Below are 20340 nucleotides of genomic sequence, written 5' to 3'. Positions count from 1 at the left end.
TATGACGAGCTTCTGCAATCAAATTAGAGAGGAATTTTCCTGTTTTTTTGACCGCAAAAGCAAATTTGCTGGAAAGGATGACCGTTCGGCACAAATTTAAAGTTGTTCCGCTTTTTGTGCATTTGGCTCGATCTGATGCTTAATGCGATTGTCCAAGGGTTTCTTGCGAATAAGGACAACAACGGCGATCAGAGCAAGTAGAAGGAAAATGACGGATCCAGTGATGGATGCTGCGGAGGCATGTGCCAAAATATACTGAGCCTGCTTGTGCGGCGTTGCTCCGAAAAGCGGATGATCAGCGGCGGAGCGGCTAGCAGAACCGAACACGGTAATCAGAATAGCAAGCCCCAAGGAAGCACCCATTTGATGCGCGACATTCACCAGACCGGAAGCCGCACCTGAGTCGCCGCGCTCAACACCGGCTATTCCTGATGATGTGAGAGGAATAAAGACAACTCCGGCGCCGATGCCCAGAATGACTAATGGAATCGCGATGTTTGGAAAATAGGACGTGTCCAGGGTGATACGGCTTAACCAGGTCATACCTGCAAGGGCAATGATTACACCGCCGATCAGCAATTTGGTGCTGCCAAAGCGGGACATCAAACCAGGTACTGCGTAGACCATTCCAAACATTACGCCGGACATCGGTATAAACGCGATTCCAGCAACGAGAGGATTAAAATCGGTAACGCCTTGCAAATATTGCGTCAGAAAAAAGAACATGGCAGACATGCCGCCTACAAACAGCAGTCGAGCTATATACGCACCGGTACGTTCACGGCTGGCGAATAAACGGAGTGGCGTGATCGGTTGTTCGGCTCTCTTTTCGATACGGATGAACATGGTGAGCAGTACGGCTCCGGCAAGGAAGGACACGATGGTTCCATCATTGCTCCAGCCGTAAGAGGCGGCACGAACAAAGCCGTACACAATGGATGTCATACCAAGCGTCGAGGTCACGGCGCCGACAATATCGAAGCGGCCTTTGAGCCGCGGTGTTTCCATCAAATAGCGGGGAGCTAGCAGCATGATCACGATGCCAATGGGGACATTGATGAACATCCCCCAGCGCCAAGAGATTAGGTCGGTTAAGATGCCGCCCAGCACAAGACCAACGCTTCCGCCTGCGCCGGAGACAGCGCTGTACAAGGAGATTGCACGCATCCGCTCCTTGCCTTCCGGGAAGCTTACCATGAGTAAGGCAAGTGTAGCGGGTGCAGCAAATGCGGCTGCTAAGCCTTGAATAGAGCGGGCGATTAACAAGCTTTCTGCGGAATGGGCCAAACCGGCGATCAACGAAGCCAACGTGAATAAGCCGATACCCATCATGAAGATGCGTCTGCGGCCCAATAAATCTCCGGCTCGCGCGCCAAGCAGCAGAAGTCCGCCGAAGGTCAATGAGTAAGCATTTTGTACCCAGGATAAGTCTGTTGCGGATAAGTGCAGGCTGCGCCCGATTTCAGGCAGCGATGTGATAACAATCGAACCGTCCAAAATAATCATAAGTTGGCAGGCAAGTATGATGGCCAGAACGATCCGTGAGGAGATGGAGCGTCCGGTTAATTCTGTCGTGGATGAAGACATCAGGAGATCTTCCTTTCAGGTTTGGAATGTTTATTCCAAGTTATCATACTTCCTGAAGGGAATGGAGTCAACACTTTTTTGGATTATTCATTCCAATGTGAAGGTGGGAATCGTGAAAATCCAGCTATTTAACGTGCAAATAGCCGCATAAATTCAAAAAAATGAAGAATAAATATTCGGAATACTTGACGAGCCCAGCTGCACATACTAAAGTTGGGTTTAACGAGGTGTGTACAATGAGCAAACGCGACGATATTTTGAACGCGACGTTGGATTTAATCGACGAAGAGGGGCTGCAATCCGTAACTTTTGCCAAAATTATGAAGAGGGCGAGTGTCGGATCTGGTACCGTCTTTAATTACTTCAGCAATAAGGAAGAACTGGTGAATGAGCTATACCGGGTATCCCGTAAACTTCTTGGCGAGAACTTGATGATGGGTTACGACCCCGAGTTAAGTTTATATGAGCGCTATAAATGCTTGCAATCGAACAGGATTCGGTTTGCAATGGCATTCCCGAAGCATTTCCGGTTTATCGATGCGTATTCCTATTCGCCTTGCATCAAACCAGAACTGCGTAAAATGGATGATGACAGCACGTCCAGAGAAATCGTTTTGTCACTGATCAGAGAAGGGCAAAAAAACGGCGTCATCCGGGAAATGGATGTGCACATATGCCATTCCATTATGCACGGCATCGTGACGGCCATTGTCAAAGGCTTTTATGTTAACAAATATGAGTTAACCGATATACAAATTCAGCAAACACTCGAAGCGTCTTGGAAAGCGGTTTTAGTCTAAATTTGGAATATATATTCCATTTGCCCGATTTTAAACCTATGTAGTTTTCATCCATGCTTAGTGCGGTCTCTTAAAGAATTTATATGTTTTGGGGTGTGGGGTAAGCGAAAAAGCTTACCCTTATATGTGTTAGGTCTTGGAGCAGCTCTTGATATGGGGAGGTATAAGCTAGCAGGAAGAAAGAGGAACTACAGGGCGCTATTTTGCTAGAAACAGCCCTTTAGGCGAGGTTGGGGATACTAGGGTCCGCTATTTCACCGTTCCGAACAGCTAGTGACATCATTGAGGTGAAATAAGATCCTGTAGTTCCCTTCGGTAGCCCGAAATTCCGCTTTTCGCCGAAATAAGGGAATAGAGTTCCCTCAACAGGCGGATTTCAAGTCGAGCCGGTACCATTCCCGAGCCGGAATTGACCGGGCGTGGTGTTTTCGAACTTTTTAAACACTTTGAAAAAATGCCGCGGATTTTCGTAGCCTACGAGCTCTGCGATTGTGTTGATCGGCCATTCCGGGTGATCTTGCATGAATTGTTTGGCTTTGGTAAGTCGAAATGTATGCAAGTAGTGAAGAAAGGTAAGGCCTATTTCTTTACGAAATAACATGGAGATGTAATTGGGATGCATGTGTACATGATCGGCAACTGAATCCAGAGATAAATCCAGTTTGTAATTTTGTTCGACAAAAGTGATGATTTTATCGATAGCTTGGATGTGCGGTTGGTGGTGTTCCTGGTGATCTTGGCGGCGCTCAAAAGGAAGGAGCTGCCCGGAGATCGCGGATACGTGCGCATCTTCCAATGCAGCGGAGCAGTGAGTGCCTATGCAGTGAAGAAACTGCTCGCGAAGTTGATTATGGCAGTCAGCATCACCTGAAAAAAGAAGATGGATGTACTGCATATCCTTTTCGATTTGTTCGAAAGAAAGCTGATTCTCCATGGATCGATCCAAGTCGTGTGCGAACTCCGCATCCCGTTCTAAGGTTTCTGGCTCCTGTCTGAAAACGGTCATGTTGCCCTTGGAAAAGTACCGATTGCATAACATAGCAGCCATCGCTTTAATGTACAGTTCCCGCAAACTTTCCTTATCCTTCTTATTTCCGCATACTCCGATATGATACCCCGTGCTCTGTAAGCCCGTTCTATAATAAAGATCGCCGCAGGCCTGCTGAAGCTCTTCATCCGTAAATCCATCCTTGCCATTTACAAGGAGAACGGCTTGCCGCAAAAATCGGGATTGCAGGGAGTAGGCCTTCTTATTCATTCCTATGAGAGCATGACAAATAGCTTCGAGGCGCTCGGCGGTCAACAGAGGAGTACCTCCGTACGCTTGAATGACAACAATCATCGTATACGGGTCAGGAAGCATGGTGTGCAGCAGCTCCGGCTTGAGGGGCATGTCCTCCCATGGCGTATTGTAAAGAATATGTTCTTTGAGCAGCAAAAGGTCATGCTCTTCGGTCTGCTGACGTTCTACACGAATGGTTTGTTCGATTTTCCGTAATGTGCCGAGCAGCTCATCTTTATTGATCGGTTTTAAAAGATAGTCCATAACATGGTAGCGCAGCGCTTGTCGGGCATAAGCAAAGTCGCCATAGCCGGTTATAATGACGAAGCGGTCACAAAGGTTTTGAACTTGTATTTCCTTAATAAGAGCGAGCCCGTCCATTTCTGGCATATGAATGTCCGTAAGAATCAAATCGGGTTGAAAGAGCGCAAGCTTGTGCAGGGCATCAATGCCGTCGGCAGCGCCAACGATTTCGGTAAAAGATGTGTTCGCTTTCTCAATCATGCGGATGATACCGTTCAAAATGATAGGCTCGTCATCGACAACCATGAGTTTCATTGTGTTGCCCCCTTACTTAATTTGAGCAGACATGTCGTTCCCTCGTTAAGCTTACTCTCCATTTGAATGCCCGAACCTTCGCCAAAAAACATTTTTACGCGCTCGTTTACATTCATCATGCCGATACCTCCGCCGCTGATCTGCAAAGCTTGCGGATCTAAAGTGCCATTTAACACGCGTTGAATGAGCTTAAGCCGATCTTCCTCCATGCCTGCGCCTGTATCGCTAACCGCAATGAACATAAAGGTGTAATCTTCCCAGATGCGGATGGAGAGGGAGACTTGTTTTCTTACACTCGCGATGCCGTGAACAATACTGTTTTCAATGATAGGCTGTAAAATATAATGAGGACAAACAAAGTTATCGATAACAGCGTCAATTGTGAAAGATACCTGCATCCGGTCGCCCAGTCTGATTTGCTGGATTTTGATATAGTCTTTGACATTTTCCAGTTCTTCCTGCAAATAAGTTTCGCTTTTTGTTCCCGACAGACTGTAGCGGAATAGCTTGCCGAGCGTATAGGACATCTCAGCTGCTTCCGGATCATCGTTGGATTCCGCAATCATGCGGATAGATTCCAGCGTGTTGTAAAGGAAATGAGGTTTAATTTGCGCTTGCATCATTTGATAAGCAGATTCTTTTCTGAGCATTTCCGACCGGTGAACAGTGTTGACCAACTCGTCCATCCGCCGAATCATCGCATTATAGGAGGAGGTCAGATGTCCGACTTCGTCTTTATTAATTTCTCCATGATACAGTGGGAAATAGTTTTCATCGACCTGCCGCATATGCTTGGAAAGTTTCAAAATACGTTTCGTTATCGAACTGGCGATCAGATAATACATCCCGGAAAGAAGCAATAGAAGGGTAGCGACGATCAAAACAAGCACATATTTATTCTTTTTGATCCCGCTAAAGACATCGTCAACTTGCTCCATCATGACAAAATGCAGCTTAATATTGTCGGCATAAAACGATTCAATCAGCATTTTATTCCCGGTAACATTTTGATAGAAATATTTAGCGTTCGATTGGAAGGCATCGGCTAATATGCTTTTTTCCGCATCCTTGGTTAAGTGGATTTTCTCAATACGGGATACGACCTGACGGTCTTGGTCAAGCACATATAAATTGCTTTTGCTATTCAAATTGAGCGATTCGAATAAAGGTTTAATTAACTTCGAAGTGACTTTAATATCAAGCAGACCGATGTCCTGTTCGAAATTCCGGTTGCCGATTTTGTGCACATAATGGAGGTCGATGTTCGGATCGGACACGTTATTCACCGTTACCCATTTACCTACGCCAAGCGGTAGCTTCTGAATGCTCTCGTCGAGTTTAAACTCGTCCATCTTCGCCATTTCCGGACGAAAAATCATGCCGTTCTGCTGCTCCATATAAATGGTCATACCGTCAATCATACTATTCGATGAGAGAATATAAGAGAATAAGGGCCTGATATAGGTCAAAAAATTGGATACTTGTTCAAAATCGGTCCGGTAGTTCCCACTTAAATAGGCGATCGTATTCGAATTATTTTGGAATAGCTGATACGCCGATTCAATGTGCACGGTACTAATATTTATGTTGTTTAGCACTTGATTCACTATTTTTTGTCTGCCTTGCGCGTACTCTTCAAGAAAGCTGTTGTAGTTCTGGTTATACAGGAACAGGCCGAACGAAATGATCGGAATGAAGATGATGAAGATGTAGCCAATCGCCATTTTTTTAACAATGGACAAGTTCTGGAAGTTAAAAGCAGGTTTCTTCGGAATAAGTTCCACCACCTTATAAATGGACAGTTCAGCTTAAAAATGATCCCTATAAATTTGTTTTCCAGTCCTTTATGATAGAGCTTGTAAGCGCTTAATTTTGGTGGATAAGTATATGCAGCGTGGAGGGGAGTACCATGAGTATAGCATTTCGGATGGTAAAGAAAAACTGGCAGCTCTATCTGATTATTTTGCCGTCGCTCCTTTATTTAATTGTTTTTAAATATGTGCCGATGGCTGGCGTGCAGATCGCGTTTAAAAATTATATGGTAACGAAAGGAATATGGGGCAGCGATTGGATCGGTTTTAAGCATTTTATCGAGTTTTTCAAGCTGCCTATATTCTGGAGAATTATCAAAAATACAGCGTTGCTCAGCCTTTATTCGCTTCTTGTCGGCTTTCCTGCGCCAATCATTCTTGCGTTAGCCTTAAATGAATTGAAAAACGGTGTTTTTAAGCGGACGGTACAGCTCGTCACTTTCGCTCCCTACTTTATTTCAACCGTGATCATGGTTTCGATCATTATGTTATTCCTTTCGCCGCAGTTGGGCTTCGTCCATCTCTTGGCTGATAAGTTCGGATTTCCGGCGGAAAATATTATGTCGAAGCCGGAGTATTTCAAAACGGTCTATGTGCTTTCCGACGTTTGGCAGTTTACGGGGTATGCCTCGGTCATTTACATCGCCGCTCTGGCAGGGGTAGATCCGCATCTATATGAGGCGGCTAAAGTTGACGGCGCATCGCGCTTCCAACGTATGATCCATATCGATTTGCCGAGTCTCATGCCAACGGCCGTCATTTTGCTCATTCTGAATGCAGGACAAATCATGAACGTTGGGTTTGAGAAGGTGTACTTGATGCAAAATGCCATTAACGTTGGGGCATCCGAAGTCATTTCCACTTATGTTTACAAAATGGGCTTAGTCGGAGCAAATTTCAGTTTCTCCGCAGCGGTTGGACTCTTTAATGCCGTTGTCAATTTGCTGCTGCTTATCGGTGTAAATTATGTGGCCAGGAAAAATTCTGAAACGAGTTTGTGGTAGGAGGTCGAACCTATGGTTAATGCTGAACAGACATTGTCGCTAGAAAGACGTACATCGCCTACCCGCGTGCTCGAAAGCCGAATAGACCGCGTGTACTTATTCTTCGTCTACTTGTTTTTGGTCATTTGCTTAGTCATCGTAGCTTATCCGCTTATTTATATTGTCAGCTCATCCTTTAGTTCATCGTCAGCTGTAATCTCGGGAAAAGTTTGGCTGCTCCCGGTTGAGCCTACGCTTCGTGGCTATAAAGCGGTGTTTCAAAATCCGCAGATTCTGACAGGGTATGGAAATTCGTTGTTCTATCTGTTCTTCGGCACGCTGCTAAGCGTTTCATTGACGATTACGGCGGCTTACCCGCTTTCTCGAAAAAACTTTTACGGACGCAATGTGATAACGGCCTTATTCGTTTTTACGATGCTGTTCAGCGGAGGATTGATTCCTTATTATTTGACCGTTAAAGGACTGGGCATGCTCGATACGAGATGGGCGATGATTATTCCTGGCGCAATTTCCGTCTGGCAAGTCATTCTGGCAAGGACGTTCTTCCAGACATCGATTCCATCGGAACTGACAGAGGCCGCACATTTGGATGGATGCAGCGATTTCAAGTTTTTGATGCAGATCGTCATCCCGCTGTCCAAACCCATCATTGCTGTTCTCGTGCTTATGTATGCGATCGGCTATTGGAACTCGTACTTTGAAGCTTTAATTTTTTTGAAAAGCGCTAAATTGTATCCGCTGCAGCTTATTTTACGGAACATACTCATCCTAAACTCGATTGACCCTACGATGGTTAAAGATGTCAGGGAGCTTGCGGAGCGACAGGGCTTGAAGGAGCTGCTGAAATATTCGTTGATTGTCGTCGCAAGCGCGCCTGTTCTTATTTTGTATCCATTTGTGCAAAAGCATTTTGTGAAGGGATTGTTGATTGGTTCACTGAAAGGCTAAATTCGGAACCGGAATGAAAGGCGGGATGCGAGGCAGCGGAACAGCTCAGGTTTGCCCCCATGGGTTGGATTGGCGAACACAAACAAGGAGGGTTTTGAGTATGGGGAATCTAAGTACCAGAAGAACATGGAAATCGGTAGCCCTGATCGTATTCATTACTACGTTTGTAGTCGGCTGCACATCGGGCAGCGATGATCCGAATGGCAGCGCTAGCCCTAAAGGGGGAGGAAGTGCAGACGGAGGGAGCAACGTGAATGCAACGGGCTTTCCCATCGCCAAAAATAAAATTACAATGAGTGCTTTCGCGCCGCAATCGGCTAATATTGCAGATTTGAATACGAACTGGTTTACCAAATATTTGGAAGAGAAAACGAACGTTCACTTGAACTGGCAGCTTGTGCCGGGAGAAACAGCGGCTTTGAAGGAGAAGAAGCAGTTACTGCTCGCAAGTGGCGACTATCCTGATATATTCATGTCAGGGGATCTAACGAAAGAAGAGCAGCTGTTATACGGTCAACAAGGCGTCCTGCTCCCACTAAACAAGTTGATCGATCAATATGCGCCGAATATTAAGAAAGCGTTCAAGGATATTTCCTATTTGGAAAAGGCGATCACGGCGCCGGATGGCAACATCTATGCAATTCCTTCCGTAAATGAATGCTATCACTGCCAATTTTCAGCCAAAATGTGGGTGAACACGAAATGGCTGCAAAAGCTTGGGCTTAGCGCTCCAAAGACGACCGACGATTTCTATAACATGTTGAAAGCTTTTAAGGAGAAAGATCCGAACGGCAACGGCAAAGCGGATGAAATTGCGTTCACGGGTTCGCCTACGGGCTGGCATACGGATATTGAAACCTTCGTCATGAATGCGTTCGTCTATTTTAATGCCGATAATAATTATTTCGTGTTAAATGGCGGCAAGCTTGGAACGGCCGTTGACCAGCCAGGCTTCAAAAAAGGTTTGCAATATTTGAATAAACTGTATTCGGAAGGCTTGATCGATAAGGAAGCGTTTACGCAAAAGTCGGATGCGCTTTCTCAAAAAGGGAATAGTCCAGACACGGCAATTGCCGGGGCGATTCCGGCAGGCTGGTTTGGCGAATTCACCGATGCGTCGCCAACCGCAACACGCCACAAAGACTATGACCCGATTGCGCCGCTTACAGGACCGGATGGCGTCTCATACACAGCTCACTACATCGGTATCGGGAATTCCGTATTTGCCATTACGAATAAAAACAAAAATCCGGAAGCCGCCATCCGCTTAGCTGACTATCTCTACTCGGATGAGGGCACAACGTTGTCCAACTTCGGGGAAGAAGGCCGCAATTGGGTGAAGGCGGACGCGAACGATAAAAATACACGTGGAACCGCAGCCAAGTTCAAAGTGAAAGAAACCTCTTACGGGGTAGGTCAAGTACAGAACGACCATTGGAATCAAATGGGACCGAACTTACGCTCGTCCGAATATCGCGAAACGGCCTATGCGGCAAGCCAGGACATCTACACCATGGACGGCTTGGAGACCCGCTTGTACAAAGCCACGAAGGAATTGTATGAAGGGCATCAACCCAAAGAAGAGTTTCCGACGGACATTTTCTTGACCAACGAACAAGCGAATCAAGTCAAGCAATTAAAGCCGATTATTACGGATTACGTGAAACAGTCCATGCTGCAGTTCATCATGGGGGCCAAAAGCATTGACAAAGATTGGGATGCCTACTTGAAGGGGCTCAAAGATTCCGGCATGGATCAATTTATTAAGATCTATCAGGATGCGTACGACAAAGGATATAAAAAATAAATGCATGCAGGTCGAGAAAGGAAATCGGAAGATGCAGCGCATTTTAGTGGAAGAATACCGCGGTAAAGTGCTCGAATGCACGCATGCCGGCCATATTTGCGGTGTCGACGACACAGGAAGCATTCGGTATGCGGCCGGCAATCCGCTTCATATGACGTACTTGCGTTCGGCGGCTAAACCGTTTCAGGCGATTCCGGTACTCCAGCATGGCATCGAGAAGCTGTATGGGTTTACCGGCAAGGAGACGGCGGTTATCGCCGGATCGCACCGGGGTGAACCGTTCCATATAGCAGCCATCGAATCTATGCTGCACAAAAGTGGCATATGCGAAGAGAGCCTGCTCTGCGCTTCGACGTATCCCTTAAACGCAGACGCCAGGGATGACGTCTTACGGCATGACCGGCCGAAGCGGCGGGTGTATCATAACTGCTCCGGCAAGCATTCCGGGATATTGGCCCTGTGTAAAGGGGGAGGCTATGACATCGTCTCCTATTGCGACCCCGGACATCCCGTCCAAAGGCAGATCTTGCGCACACTTGCTTCGCTATCCGAGGTACCGGAAGCGGATATTCCGATCGGGACGGATGGGTGCGGATTTCCCGTCTTCGCCCTTCCGCTTGACGGATTAGCTAGAGCTTACCTGAAGCTGGCTTGCTCAGATTTGATTGTGGATGCGCCTATCAGGTCCGCCGTTGAGAAACTGACCGCACTGATGAGCGAGCACAGTGAAATGATTGCAGGCACAGATTTTATATGCTCCGTCCTACTGAGGGATGCGAATATCGTCGCAAAGGGAGGCGCGAAAGGCGTTTACTGCTTCGGTTTGAAGAACGAACGCCTGGCTTTCGCTTTGAAGGTGCTGGACGGTTCCGAGGAGGAGTGGCCGCTCATTGTCGCTTCGATTCTGGAACAGATCGATTACACGAACCGCGCGACGATAGACGACTTGTACCGGATTTCTCAGGTGAAGATCAGCAACGACGCCAACCGGATCGTTGGATACAGCAAGGCGGTATTCGATCTAACCACGGATCAGGAATAAAATCTAACGGACCTCAAAGAAGCTATTCATGTTTTCAGCGTGTAATTGAGCTGACAACTTGTCGAGTAGCGACTTTGGGGTCCGTTATTTATGTGATTGTGGCTATTTTGCTAACTGTATTCCATTCAAAACATAATCCCATGTTGCATTCCGATTAGGATCATTAGGAACTTCTAGGGAACAGACTCTGTCTATTCCCCAATCCAAAAGAGAAACCACTTGGGTACCTTCTGCCGGCTTGAGGATAAGAATGACAAACTGGCCAGTTACGATTTCAGATAAAACTGCTTGCAATTCGACTGCTTGCTCGTAGCTGGCGTTCCATCTCACAAACAAAATGTTTTGGCTGGTTGTCATCTTCTCGATAAATCGATCGATTCGACGATTCATTTTATCTCTGTACGAGGAGTAGGTCATTGTCCAGTGTTGATTGGGTACAATTGGAAAATCATGAACGGAAAGAATATTGTAATAATTATCTTTTACAAAGTGCGACTTTACAGATTGAATAGGGACACCATCCTCTAGAACATGAGCAGATCCATCGATTAAACACATATTTTTGAGAACCATAAAGTCCTTGAACGAATTCTTCAATAATCGACTTACATCTGAAAGGGATAGAGAGACATGCCAATCAAGCGGTCCGGAAAATGTTCGTAAATGTAAACGCTTTAAATGTATCGATGGATTACAAGCACTGCCTAAACTGACTATTTCGTCATAGGAGCCTTTAATTTCCTGTAATTTCAATAGAGTTCCCTCCTCTGTAGTGATCTTTCTATACAAGATGTGGGATTGCTATCATTTGATTGGACAACTTGATTAGGAGGACGACAAAGGGGCGCACAAATTATTTTTTATGATAAAATGTTGAATACGACAGGGAAAGTGAAAGGGTCGATATTCATATGAAAATCGAATTTGAAAATGCGACGATAGCATTTGATGTACAATATGGAGTTAGAAAAAAATTATCGATTGAGATAGATGCAATGGGGTTCATTACCGTTAAAGCTCCTAATGGCACAAGCCAAGAGGCTGTTATAAGCGCCGTGAAACAACATGGGAAGCGGATCGTGGAGAGATTAAATCTCATCGCGAAATCGCGGGAAATGCCTAAGCTAAGGGAATATCAAGATCAAGGCAAATTCCTTCATCTCGGCAAATATTATTTTCTCCATGAGTTAATTGAAACTGAGGGACTTAGTGAGGAAGAATTGAAAATGCGTCTCAAGAAGTTCTATTTCTCAAGCTGCAAGAAGGTCATAGGCGAACGAATTAAAATTTATCAAACACAATTGAAAGTAAAACCAAAATCGTTTGAGGTCGAGGAGTCCGCAACGAAGTGGGGAAGCTGCTCCTCGGATAAGAAACTAACCTTTAATTATCGCTTAGCGATGGCGCCGATTGACGTTATAGATTATGTCATTATCCATGAACTCTGTCATCTTACACATATGAATCATGATCGCTCTTTTTGGAGACGCGTAGGGAGCATTATGCCGGATTACAAAGTGAAAGAAGAGTTTCTGGCAAAATACGGGCTTGCGATGACACTGTAAATGTTGGATAGCTGTGCGATTTATGACGTTTGTCACCTTGAACCGATGACTTGATTCACTTTTGAAAAACTCCCTTAAAGGTGATAATAAATGTATTAAATCCTTTAAGGGAGTGTTCAAACTATGAACTCAACAGCATCGCTAATGATTTCAGCTATCATTTTCTTTTTCATCCTGCGCGGACAATTAAGCGGCATGCATAAGCCGCTAAAAAAATCGGGAATAACTTTGCTGCTGCCTATCTTATATATTTCTACTTCGCTTACGCAATTATTCGATCCGACGCTGCATATTCGTGAAGATCAAGTGATCATTGCTTTGTTGATCGGTATGGTTGTCTCGATTCCGCTTATTATAACGACTAACTTCGAAGTGAGAGACAATGGCAATACGTTTATTAAGCGCAACAGAACGGTCTTTGTACTGCTGATTGTAATATTCGCCCTGCGTTTCCTGGCGATTGCGACAATAAAATCAATCGATCCCAGCACGCTCAGCTTTATGTGCAACCTGGTGACCTTTGGCTACATCGCGACTTGGCGGATTGTTAGTTTTATTAAATTCAGAAGCGTCACTTCTTCGAAACTAGTTGATCTGAATGCTTAATAGTTGAATGTAAGAGGAGCTAAGCGGCTTATGCTTAGCTCCTTTTCTTTTTTGCGTGCCTGACTAAAAAGGAATGATAATTGTAAAAAAGATCGGGATATTACAAATATAAAATTTTAAAAATATGTTAAGTTGAAATCACGCAGAGGTAAGGGGAAGGAGGAAGCGTTATCTGCCAAAAAAGGCAGCGAGTTTGTTATCCAATAAGATGAGCGGTATTAGATTGCGCACGGAATAGAATGAATAGAGAATAGGAGATAACCGATGAAAAAAGTGATAGGAATTGTTATGGCAATCATTTTATTTGCGTGTTCACTCAATTTGCCTATGAATGCTCACGCTGCGGACCCGACGATGGATGGCCACGGACTAATGGGCGATTTCTTTAAATGTGTGCCAAACCCTAATAATCGGACAGATATTACGGTATTCAAATTCGATGATTTCCGAGGATCGCGGGCTGTTGGAAACTTAAACGGGGATTCTTTTGAAAGCATTTTCAATCAATTGTCAGGAACACCGGATTATAATACGGCACGTTTTACAGGTACTATCGTTCCAAAATACACAGAAGATTATACCTTCCATATGGTAGGCGATGATGGGTTCAGACTATGGATTAATGGGCAGCTGATTATTGATTTTTGGCAGCAAGTTTGGGAGAAACCGCAAGTTAGTACGCCAATATCTCTGGAAGCGGGCAAGCATTACGACATCAAAGTTGAATATTTGCAAGGCTGGGGCGGTACTTGGCTTCGTATGGAATGGGAAAGCGCAAACCAGAAAAGAGAAATCGTGCCTGAATCAGCCCTATATTTGCCGGCAGATCGCTCGATTGCAACCAAAAAAGGCGAATTGACCGCAGAAATTCAAAAGCTGGATTATTTAACAGAAAACTTTGCGAATAAAGTTACGGAAAGTACATTAAACAATTTGCATACGGTAAAAATTACGGCCGAGGAATTGCTGAACACGATTGATGGCAAAGTAATGAATGATCGCGATAAAGTGGATGTATTAATGAAAGGGATTGAAGCTGTATCCGTTTCGCGATCCGATTTTATGAAAGAAATGGGTGTTACAAGTTCATCCGTTTCCAATAAATTTAACAATCCGCTGTATCAAGGGCAGGATCCGTTTGTAACCTACAAAGACGGCTTTTACTACTTTGTCTCTTCGAGTAACTTAGACTCTAACAATAAGGTTTATGTTTCCAAATCCCGTACATTGACAGACCAAGGTGAAAAGATTCAAGTTTTTGATTCACAAGGCACTCAGACGCGTATTTTTGCTCCGGAAATCTTCTTCTTTGACGGCAAATGGTATATTTATTACTGCGCTGACCTGCAAGCCTACGGGTATAAGCATATGGCTACAGTCTTAGAATCCGTAACGGATGATCCTCAAGGGGCTTATATCGATAAGGGCGCCTTATATGCAGGAGAAAATGGCGTGTATAAACAGGCAAATGATTTTACGGTATTTGAAAATAAGGGGAAACTCTATGCCGTTTGGGGTACGCTAGGCTCCGGGGAACCAATTGGTCCGGCCATTGCGCCTATGGATAACCCTTATACCATTACAGCGGATCGCTCTTTCTTGCCGGGAGACGGTGGAGAAGGTCCTCGCGTTTTACAAAGGGATGGAAAAGTATTTATTACCATGTCGGAAGGCGATTATGCATCCAATGGCTATCGTTTATCTTATTATATGAACACAGATGGGAACTTCCTGAATCCAAGTTCTTGGACTCGCAAAAATAATGTTTTCGTTTCTACCGGTGATGTATCCGGTCCTGCAAGAGCAGGCTTTGTAAAATCGGTCGATGGCAAAGAAGACTGGATGATCTATCATTCACGCGTTTATAAAGATACGGGACGCAACTGGTGGCGGCAAGTCAATATTAAAAAATTCGGTTGGAACGAAGATGGCACTCCGAACTTTGGCGTACCGGTTTCTCCGAATGAATGGCAAGATCTGCCTTCCGGCGATTTAGGTCAAGGCGAGATGTATCAAGCGGAAGATACGATTCTTTTAGGTGATATAGCAAAAGAAAGCAGCCATTTGAATTATCAAGGAACAGGCTACATTCACTTGCCCAAAAAAGCAGGAGCTGAAGCAAATTTTGTTGTCCAAGCAGCTGAAGAAGGCGATTATATCGTTGGCGTGAGATATGCTTACGGAGAGCAAGTGAATGGGGAATCTACCAATAATCCAACGGTACAATTGCCGGCAAGAGCCAAAATCAATGTATATGTCAATGGCAAGCATGTCAAAACGATCGCGCCTGATAAAACCGCTATCTCTTGGGATGAATGGTTTACAGCTTCGGAACGTTTGGCCTTAAAAGCAGGCAAAAATGTAATCTCCTATCGGATTGATGAAGGTTGTATCGGAAATGTGAATTTGGATTATTTAACGATGTATAAAGCAGATGTTCCAAATTCGATTGAACCGACATCATTATCCGGAACGCTAACGGGTGTGTCTCAAATACCTTCAGGGAACAACTTCGAATTGAATTACGGATTAAACCATGTATCGAGCAGCGCAAACGGTGCTATCTATGCTCAAGATTTAACATTCAGCTATGACCCTAATACGATTAATTTCGTATCGGCACAGTCGCTGAAAGACGGACTAGTGGTCGTCGACGTGAAGAAAGATGTCCCAGGTCAAGTCCGCATTTTGCTTGCAAGTCTAGGAGCAAATCATGCCGTGACAACGGATGGCGGATTGCTTAAATTAACATGGAAAGCGGTCAAAGAAACGGCTCTTTCAAGTCTGACACTTGCTCAAGGCAAAGTTGCCAATTCCTTGGGTGTGGAAAGTTCCTTGGAAGCCGTCACGCATCACATACAAATCACTGGCGCGAATGACTTGAACAAAGAGGCATTGAATACGTTAATTGCACAAGCGCAGGCTGCTGTGAATGGAGCGGTGGAAGGCAGCGTGCCAGGACAATACCCAATCGGTTCCAAAGCGGTCTTGCAAGCAGCGATCGATACAGCCATTGCAGCATCCGCGAATGCCAGCAGCCAGGCAGAAATCGATCAAGCAGCAAGTATTTTGAATCAAGCGTTGCAAGCATTTAAAAATTCAGTGAATACATCCCTGTTGGGAGACATCAATGCAGACGGTAAAGTGACCATCGGTGATATTGCAATCGCTGCGGCCGCTTATGGCAAAAATACAACGAGCCCGGACTGGAATTTGGTCCAAAAAGCCGATCTCAACCATGATGGCGTCATTGATATTGCCGATTTGGCGATTATCGCAAGTGCTATTTTGCAATAACGAAAAATGTTCGTGGAGGAGCTTGCCTTGAGGCGGCTCCTTTTCGGTATTTAGCAGGATAAATTAACCATAATTATTCATTACCAGCTTTGTTTTTAATTTGTTTGATATGATGAGGAGATGGATTCATTAGATTTTACAGTCAAGGAGAATAACAATGAAAAAAGAAAATCAATCTGCTTCAAAAGATAATGATTTTACGATTGAATGCAAAGATATCATTTTGAGGGAATACAGAGTGGAGGATCTGGACGAATTTCATGAATTAACCTGGCAACCTGACATCTCTGAATTTTTGCCGGGATGGAATGTACCTAAAGCTCAAAGAGAAGATTGGTTTATAAACTACGAGTTAAAAGAAAACAAACAGTTTTTAGACGCAGTTTCTGAAGGTAGAGAGGTGGGGCAGCTGCGTCTTCGCTTAGGAATTATATCGAAAGTGACAGGCGAATTTATTGGCTGGATATGTACGGGAATGAAAGAGGAGCTGCCTCCTCCGAACAGAGAGATTATGTATGCGATCTCAAAAGATCATAGGGGCAAGGGTTACACGACTCAAGCTGTACAAGGATTGATTAGCTATCTATTTGCGTACACAAGTGTAGAAGAGCTTAACGCGGTAGCACTTATAAATAACATGCCTTCAAATAGAGTAATTCAAAAATGTCGTTTTGATTTTCTAGGTATTATTGAGATCGAAAACGAGACCTACAATTATTACAAGATTCGTAAGAACTTTAATTGAATGAGAAATGCGGGATTATATTATCAAACTCTCCACTCAACCTTTTGGAGTATTGGCATGTACGAACATACGTGCTAACATAGAGGAACTACGCGTTTAACATAAAGACTGGAGAAAAGAAATGAACTCTTCACTGCTGCGAAATCGAACTTTTATTTTTATGATGATTGGAGAAGCCATTCAAGGCGCAGGCATTTGGACAAGCATCATTGCCAATTTGCAATTCATGCAGAGCCATGTCCCGTCTGATTTAGGCAAGAGCTTGATCCTGATGTGCGGTTTATTTCTTGGCGTCCTCATTTCACCGCAAGCCGGCGTGTGGGCAGACCGTTATGATAAGAAGAAAATATTGCTTATCTCAGGATTTGTCCGTTGTCTGGCACCGGTCTGTATGTTTGCTGCCTTGCACTACCAATCCATTGCCATCATGTTGTTATCCGTCATTATTATGCAATTAGCGGCGACCGTTTATATGCCTACGGTACAAGCTGCGCTGCCTTCCGTCGTTCCTGCTTCTGATCTAATGAGAGCGAACAGCATTAATTTTAACGTGACTACAGTAGCTAGAATCGGTGGTACTGCTGTGGCAGGAATTTTGGTATCCGTAATGAATTTGTATACGGTCTATGCGCTGTCGCTTGTTTTTTACATCATCCTCGTCATGCTTATTACACAGCTTAAGATTCCAAATGCGACGGATTCCTCCGGTTCTAAAAAGCAGGAAAAAATCCGGTTTTCGGAGATGTTTCCGCTCATACGACAAGAACCGTCTATTCTCATCGCACTTATCAATAGCGGAATTATTACCTTGTTTCTTGGCGGCTTTAATCTGCTTGTACTGAAGTTTAGTCAAATCCAGCATAAGCCTGAATTGATGGGGTGGATCTATTCCATAGAGGGTACTAGCATTTTGATTGTAGGTTTATTTGCGAAGCGGGTAATTGGCATGCGGAATCTGGTAACCAGTTCTACGATGTTCATGTTATTATTTGCACTCTCATTTGCTGGGATGTCCTTTAGCGAGAGCAGCTATGCTGTGCTCGGCTCTTTTGTATTGTTTGGCTGCGCTGTCGCGTTTTTCTTCCCGATGATCTCAACCCTATTCCAGATCAAAGTGCCGAAAGAAGTCCAAGGCCGTTTTTTCTCTTTCCGAGGAATGGTTGATCGTGTCATGTTTCAGGTCGCTCTGCTTGCGACCGGCGCATGTTTAGATTGGTTCGGCATCTCTACATTTCTATTGACACTGGCTGTAGTTACAATTTTAAGCGGGATATTGACATTGTTCTTTGCCAAACGAAAGTCAGTGGACGTCCGGCAGCCAATTGCTCAGGACACGGCAAGTTGATATACGTTTAACAACTGTAGTATATTGGATAGATTATTCAGAAGGTCCTGCTACCTTTCGGTGTTAAGGGGGTACATCATGAAGACGGAGACATTTATTAACATCCTTAGAAACGAACTCGTTATAGCGCTTGGCTGCACGGAGCCGGTAGCCATTGCTTTGGCTGCAGCGAAGGCTAGGACCTATGTTGGCGGGAAAATCAACAAAATTACGGTTTATGCAAGCGCAGGCATCATCAAGAATGCTCTTGCAGTTGGCATACCCGGTACCGGCTTAACAGGAATTGATTTTGTAGCTGCGTTAGGGGCAATTGCCGGAAATGCGGAGAAACAGCTGGAAGTTCTCGCTGATATAATGCCGGAGGATATTTCTGCGGCCCAGGAAATGGTTGAAGAAGGTGTTTCTGTCGTCCATCTCGCAGATACGCCAAGGAAATTATATATCGAGGTCGTTATTGAAGCAGAGCAAAGATACGCTAAGGTTGTCATTACGGATAATCATACGAATATAACGTTAGTAGAGGTTGACGGGAAAGTCGTTGACACCGGAGGCTGCGCTAACGCGAGCTTTAAGAGTTCGAATGAAGAGCGAGGCGAATTAACGATTGATTCGATTGTGGAATTCGTAAATACCGTTGATCTTGAAGAGCTTAGTCTGGTCAAACAGAGCATTGAATTGAACCGTAAGGCAGGACTAGACGGCTTAACGAATGCCTACGGTCTCGAGGTTGGCAAGACAATTAAAGAAAATGTGCAAATAGGAATTTTGTCAGACGATTTAATATCCCATGCCATGGCTCTTGCAGCAGCTGGATCGGATGCTCGCATGGCGGGTTCGCCGATGCCTGTCATGGCGAATTCAGGAAGCGGCAATCAGGGCATTGCAGCGACAAACCCCGTTGTAGCGGCTGCGGAAAGGCTTGGTGCCTCGGAGGAAAAACTCGTTCGCGCCGTAGCTTTGAGCCATTTAGTCACGATTCATATCAAATCCAAGTTTGGACGTTTATCCGCATTATGCGGAGTCACTGTATCCGGCACAGGTGCGAGCTGCGGTATTACTTATTTGCTTGGCGGAGGCAATACGGAGATTAAAGCCGCGATCCAAAACATGCTCGGCAATGTGACCGGGATGATGTGCGATGGTGCAAAAGGCGGGTGCGCCATGAAAGTTGCGACCTGCACAAGTGCCGCGGTACAATCTGCGCTTCTCGCCTCTAAAGGGAAGACCATTTCCTCGACAAACGGCTTTATCGAGAATGACGCTGAGAAGACGATCGATAACTTTTGCCGTATAGGGAATGAAGCAACATCCGAGATTGACAAACTAATTCTCGAAATGATGTTAAATAAAGACTTATAGAACGATGAAAAGGAGCAGTTTGCCTCACGGCAGCTGCTCCTTGTTTATTCTTTTAACCGATAGCCATAACTGTACACCGTCGATCTATTTTAATAAAGTGAATCTGTAACGACCCGAAAAATACTTTTCCTTGATTGTAACGAAGCTCACATTTGTACCCATAGGTATGGGAAATGGACTGCAGCTCTTTAAAACTAGGAAGCTTTGTAACCAATGCGGTAATCTGTGCTATGACGTGATTGGGCAGTTTGGTGAACATCCTTGTGTGAATGCCGTCAACAACCGAAATAAAGCTGGGAAATGTAGATTTGCTAAAATGCGACAGATTGACACTATCCTGAGCAATTTCTAATATCTCCTTGTTCAGTCGATTCAGGTTAATGGTGATATTTTTATAAAAGTAGATGCCGAATCCGATTCTGTTCGTCAAGGGATTCAACCTTTTTTTCCATTTTAACACGGTTGCTTCCAAATAAGTTTCCATCTGATCATGGAATGTTGGCCAATGAAATAGGGATTTGAAAAATTTTTTCATGAGAGTTCTCCTTCGTTTAGCAAGTTGCCCTTGTTTTGACGCAGGAGTG

At 44.7% G+C, this 20340-nt stretch carries 16 protein-coding genes; 11 read left to right on the top strand and 5 right to left on the bottom strand.

Features of this window, described 5'->3' with window-relative positions; genetic code table 11:
• Positions 1-96: 96 nt before the first annotated feature.
• A complete protein-coding gene (locus GC097_RS02470; RefSeq protein WP_171681750.1) occupies positions 97-1587 on the bottom strand; it encodes an MFS transporter in 1491 nt (496 codons plus the stop codon).
• A gap of 236 nt (positions 1588-1823) precedes the next feature.
• On the opposite strand from GC097_RS02470, the gene GC097_RS02465 reads away from it, so the two are divergent.
• Positions 1824-2387: a TetR/AcrR family transcriptional regulator gene (locus GC097_RS02465; RefSeq protein WP_171681749.1), complete on the top strand. Its 564-nt coding sequence runs from the start codon at positions 1824-1826 to the stop codon at positions 2385-2387.
• Between the two features lie 376 nt (positions 2388-2763).
• Here GC097_RS02465 and GC097_RS02460 read toward each other — a convergent pair whose 3' ends face one another.
• Together GC097_RS02460 and GC097_RS02455 are read right to left on the bottom strand one after the other, a co-directional pair.
• The gene (locus tag GC097_RS02460) at positions 2764-4227 is read right to left on the bottom strand and encodes a response regulator (RefSeq protein ID WP_171681748.1); all 1464 of its coding nucleotides are present in this window, start codon (positions 4225-4227) and stop codon (positions 2764-2766) included.
• Positions 4224-5969, bottom strand: a complete 1746-nt coding sequence (locus tag GC097_RS02455) for a sensor histidine kinase (protein ID WP_171681747.1) — start codon at positions 5967-5969, stop codon at positions 4224-4226. Before GC097_RS02455 ends, GC097_RS02460 begins: the two co-directional genes overlap by 4 nt.
• A 167-nt stretch (positions 5970-6136) precedes the next feature.
• On the opposite strand from GC097_RS02455, the gene GC097_RS02450 reads away from it, so the two are divergent.
• From GC097_RS02450 to GC097_RS02435, 4 genes are all read left to right on the top strand, one after another.
• Positions 6137-7042: an ABC transporter permease gene (locus GC097_RS02450; RefSeq protein WP_171681746.1), complete on the top strand. Its 906-nt coding sequence runs from the start codon at positions 6137-6139 to the stop codon at positions 7040-7042.
• A 12-nt stretch (positions 7043-7054) separates the two neighbouring features.
• Complete coding sequence (locus GC097_RS02445; RefSeq protein ID WP_171681745.1) at positions 7055-7990, top strand: carbohydrate ABC transporter permease; 936 nt, start codon at positions 7055-7057, stop codon at positions 7988-7990.
• 100 nt (positions 7991-8090) lie between these two features.
• A complete protein-coding gene (locus GC097_RS02440) occupies positions 8091-9797 on the top strand; it encodes an ABC transporter substrate-binding protein (RefSeq protein WP_171681744.1) in 1707 nt (568 codons plus the stop codon).
• Between the two features lie 4 nt (positions 9798-9801).
• The gene (locus tag GC097_RS02435; protein ID WP_246293884.1) at positions 9802-10839 is read left to right on the top strand and encodes an asparaginase; all 1038 of its coding nucleotides are present in this window, start codon (positions 9802-9804) and stop codon (positions 10837-10839) included.
• Between the two features lie 102 nt (positions 10840-10941).
• On the opposite strand, the gene GC097_RS02430 is transcribed toward GC097_RS02435, so the two are convergent.
• Positions 10942-11592: a DUF1796 family putative cysteine peptidase gene (locus GC097_RS02430; protein ID WP_171681743.1), complete on the bottom strand. Its 651-nt coding sequence runs from the start codon at positions 11590-11592 to the stop codon at positions 10942-10944.
• 158 nt (positions 11593-11750) lie between these two features.
• Between GC097_RS02430 and GC097_RS02425 the strand changes: the two genes are divergently transcribed.
• From GC097_RS02425 to GC097_RS02400, 6 genes are all read left to right on the top strand, one after another.
• Positions 11751-12404, top strand: a complete 654-nt coding sequence (locus tag GC097_RS02425; RefSeq protein WP_171681742.1) for a M48 family metallopeptidase — start codon at positions 11751-11753, stop codon at positions 12402-12404.
• A gap of 123 nt (positions 12405-12527) precedes the next feature.
• The gene (locus GC097_RS02420; protein ID WP_171681741.1) at positions 12528-13010 is read left to right on the top strand and encodes a CcdC protein domain-containing protein; all 483 of its coding nucleotides are present in this window, start codon (positions 12528-12530) and stop codon (positions 13008-13010) included.
• 264 nt (positions 13011-13274) lie between these two features.
• Entirely contained in the window at positions 13275-16307 is a 3033-nt protein-coding gene (locus tag GC097_RS02415; protein ID WP_171681740.1) for a family 43 glycosylhydrolase, read from the top strand.
• A 157-nt stretch (positions 16308-16464) separates the two neighbouring features.
• Entirely contained in the window at positions 16465-17052 is a 588-nt protein-coding gene (locus GC097_RS02410) for a GNAT family N-acetyltransferase (protein ID WP_171681739.1), read from the top strand.
• A gap of 121 nt (positions 17053-17173) precedes the next feature.
• Positions 17174-18397: an MFS transporter gene (locus GC097_RS02405; RefSeq protein WP_171681738.1), complete on the top strand. Its 1224-nt coding sequence runs from the start codon at positions 17174-17176 to the stop codon at positions 18395-18397.
• A gap of 78 nt (positions 18398-18475) precedes the next feature.
• Positions 18476-19756 carry an L-cysteine desulfidase family protein gene (locus GC097_RS02400; protein WP_171681737.1) on the top strand — a complete coding sequence of 427 codons (1281 nt, stop codon included), beginning with the start codon at positions 18476-18478 and terminating at the stop codon, positions 19754-19756.
• A 52-nt stretch (positions 19757-19808) separates the two neighbouring features.
• On the opposite strand, the gene GC097_RS02395 is transcribed toward GC097_RS02400, so the two are convergent.
• Positions 19809-20291 (bottom strand): hypothetical protein, encoded by a 483-nt coding sequence (locus tag GC097_RS02395; protein ID WP_171681736.1) that lies wholly within the window; start codon positions 20289-20291, stop codon positions 19809-19811.
• Positions 20292-20340 lie beyond the last annotated feature (49 nt).

Origin of the sequence: Paenibacillus planticolens, assembly GCF_013141725.1 — a bacterium.
GTDB classification, from domain to species: Bacteria; Bacillota; Bacilli; order Paenibacillales; family NBRC-103111; genus Paenibacillus_E; species Paenibacillus_E planticolens.
The sequence above is the reverse complement of the archived record's forward strand: the minus strand, read 5'-3'. Positions and strand labels throughout refer to the sequence as shown.

Excerpts from the sequence above, each read along its gene's own strand:
- GC097_RS02425 (WP_171681742.1), top strand. The coding sequence starts at position 11,751 with ATGAAAATCGAATTTGAAAATGCGACGATAGCATTTGATGTACAATAT.
- GC097_RS02450 (WP_171681746.1), top strand. The coding sequence starts at position 6,137 with ATGAGTATAGCATTTCGGATGGTAAAGAAAAACTGGCAGCTCTATCTG.
- GC097_RS02415 (WP_171681740.1), top strand. The coding sequence starts at position 13,275 with ATGAAAAAAGTGATAGGAATTGTTATGGCAATCATTTTATTTGCGTGT.
- GC097_RS02400 (WP_171681737.1), top strand. The coding sequence starts at position 18,476 with ATGAAGACGGAGACATTTATTAACATCCTTAGAAACGAACTCGTTATA.
- GC097_RS02465 (WP_171681749.1), top strand. The coding sequence starts at position 1,824 with ATGAGCAAACGCGACGATATTTTGAACGCGACGTTGGATTTAATCGAC.
- GC097_RS02420 (WP_171681741.1), top strand. The coding sequence starts at position 12,528 with ATGAACTCAACAGCATCGCTAATGATTTCAGCTATCATTTTCTTTTTC.
- GC097_RS02460 (WP_171681748.1), bottom strand. The coding sequence starts at position 4,227 with ATGAAACTCATGGTTGTCGATGACGAGCCTATCATTTTGAACGGTATC.
- GC097_RS02405 (WP_171681738.1), top strand. The coding sequence starts at position 17,174 with ATGAACTCTTCACTGCTGCGAAATCGAACTTTTATTTTTATGATGATT.
- GC097_RS02445 (WP_171681745.1), top strand. The coding sequence starts at position 7,055 with ATGGTTAATGCTGAACAGACATTGTCGCTAGAAAGACGTACATCGCCT.
- GC097_RS02435 (WP_246293884.1), top strand. The coding sequence starts at position 9,802 with ATGCAGGTCGAGAAAGGAAATCGGAAGATGCAGCGCATTTTAGTGGAA.
- GC097_RS02440 (WP_171681744.1), top strand. The coding sequence starts at position 8,091 with ATGGGGAATCTAAGTACCAGAAGAACATGGAAATCGGTAGCCCTGATC.
- GC097_RS02410 (WP_171681739.1), top strand. The coding sequence starts at position 16,465 with ATGAAAAAAGAAAATCAATCTGCTTCAAAAGATAATGATTTTACGATT.
- GC097_RS02470 (WP_171681750.1), bottom strand. The coding sequence starts at position 1,587 with ATGTCTTCATCCACGACAGAATTAACCGGACGCTCCATCTCCTCACGG.
- GC097_RS02395 (WP_171681736.1), bottom strand. The coding sequence starts at position 20,291 with ATGAAAAAATTTTTCAAATCCCTATTTCATTGGCCAACATTCCATGAT.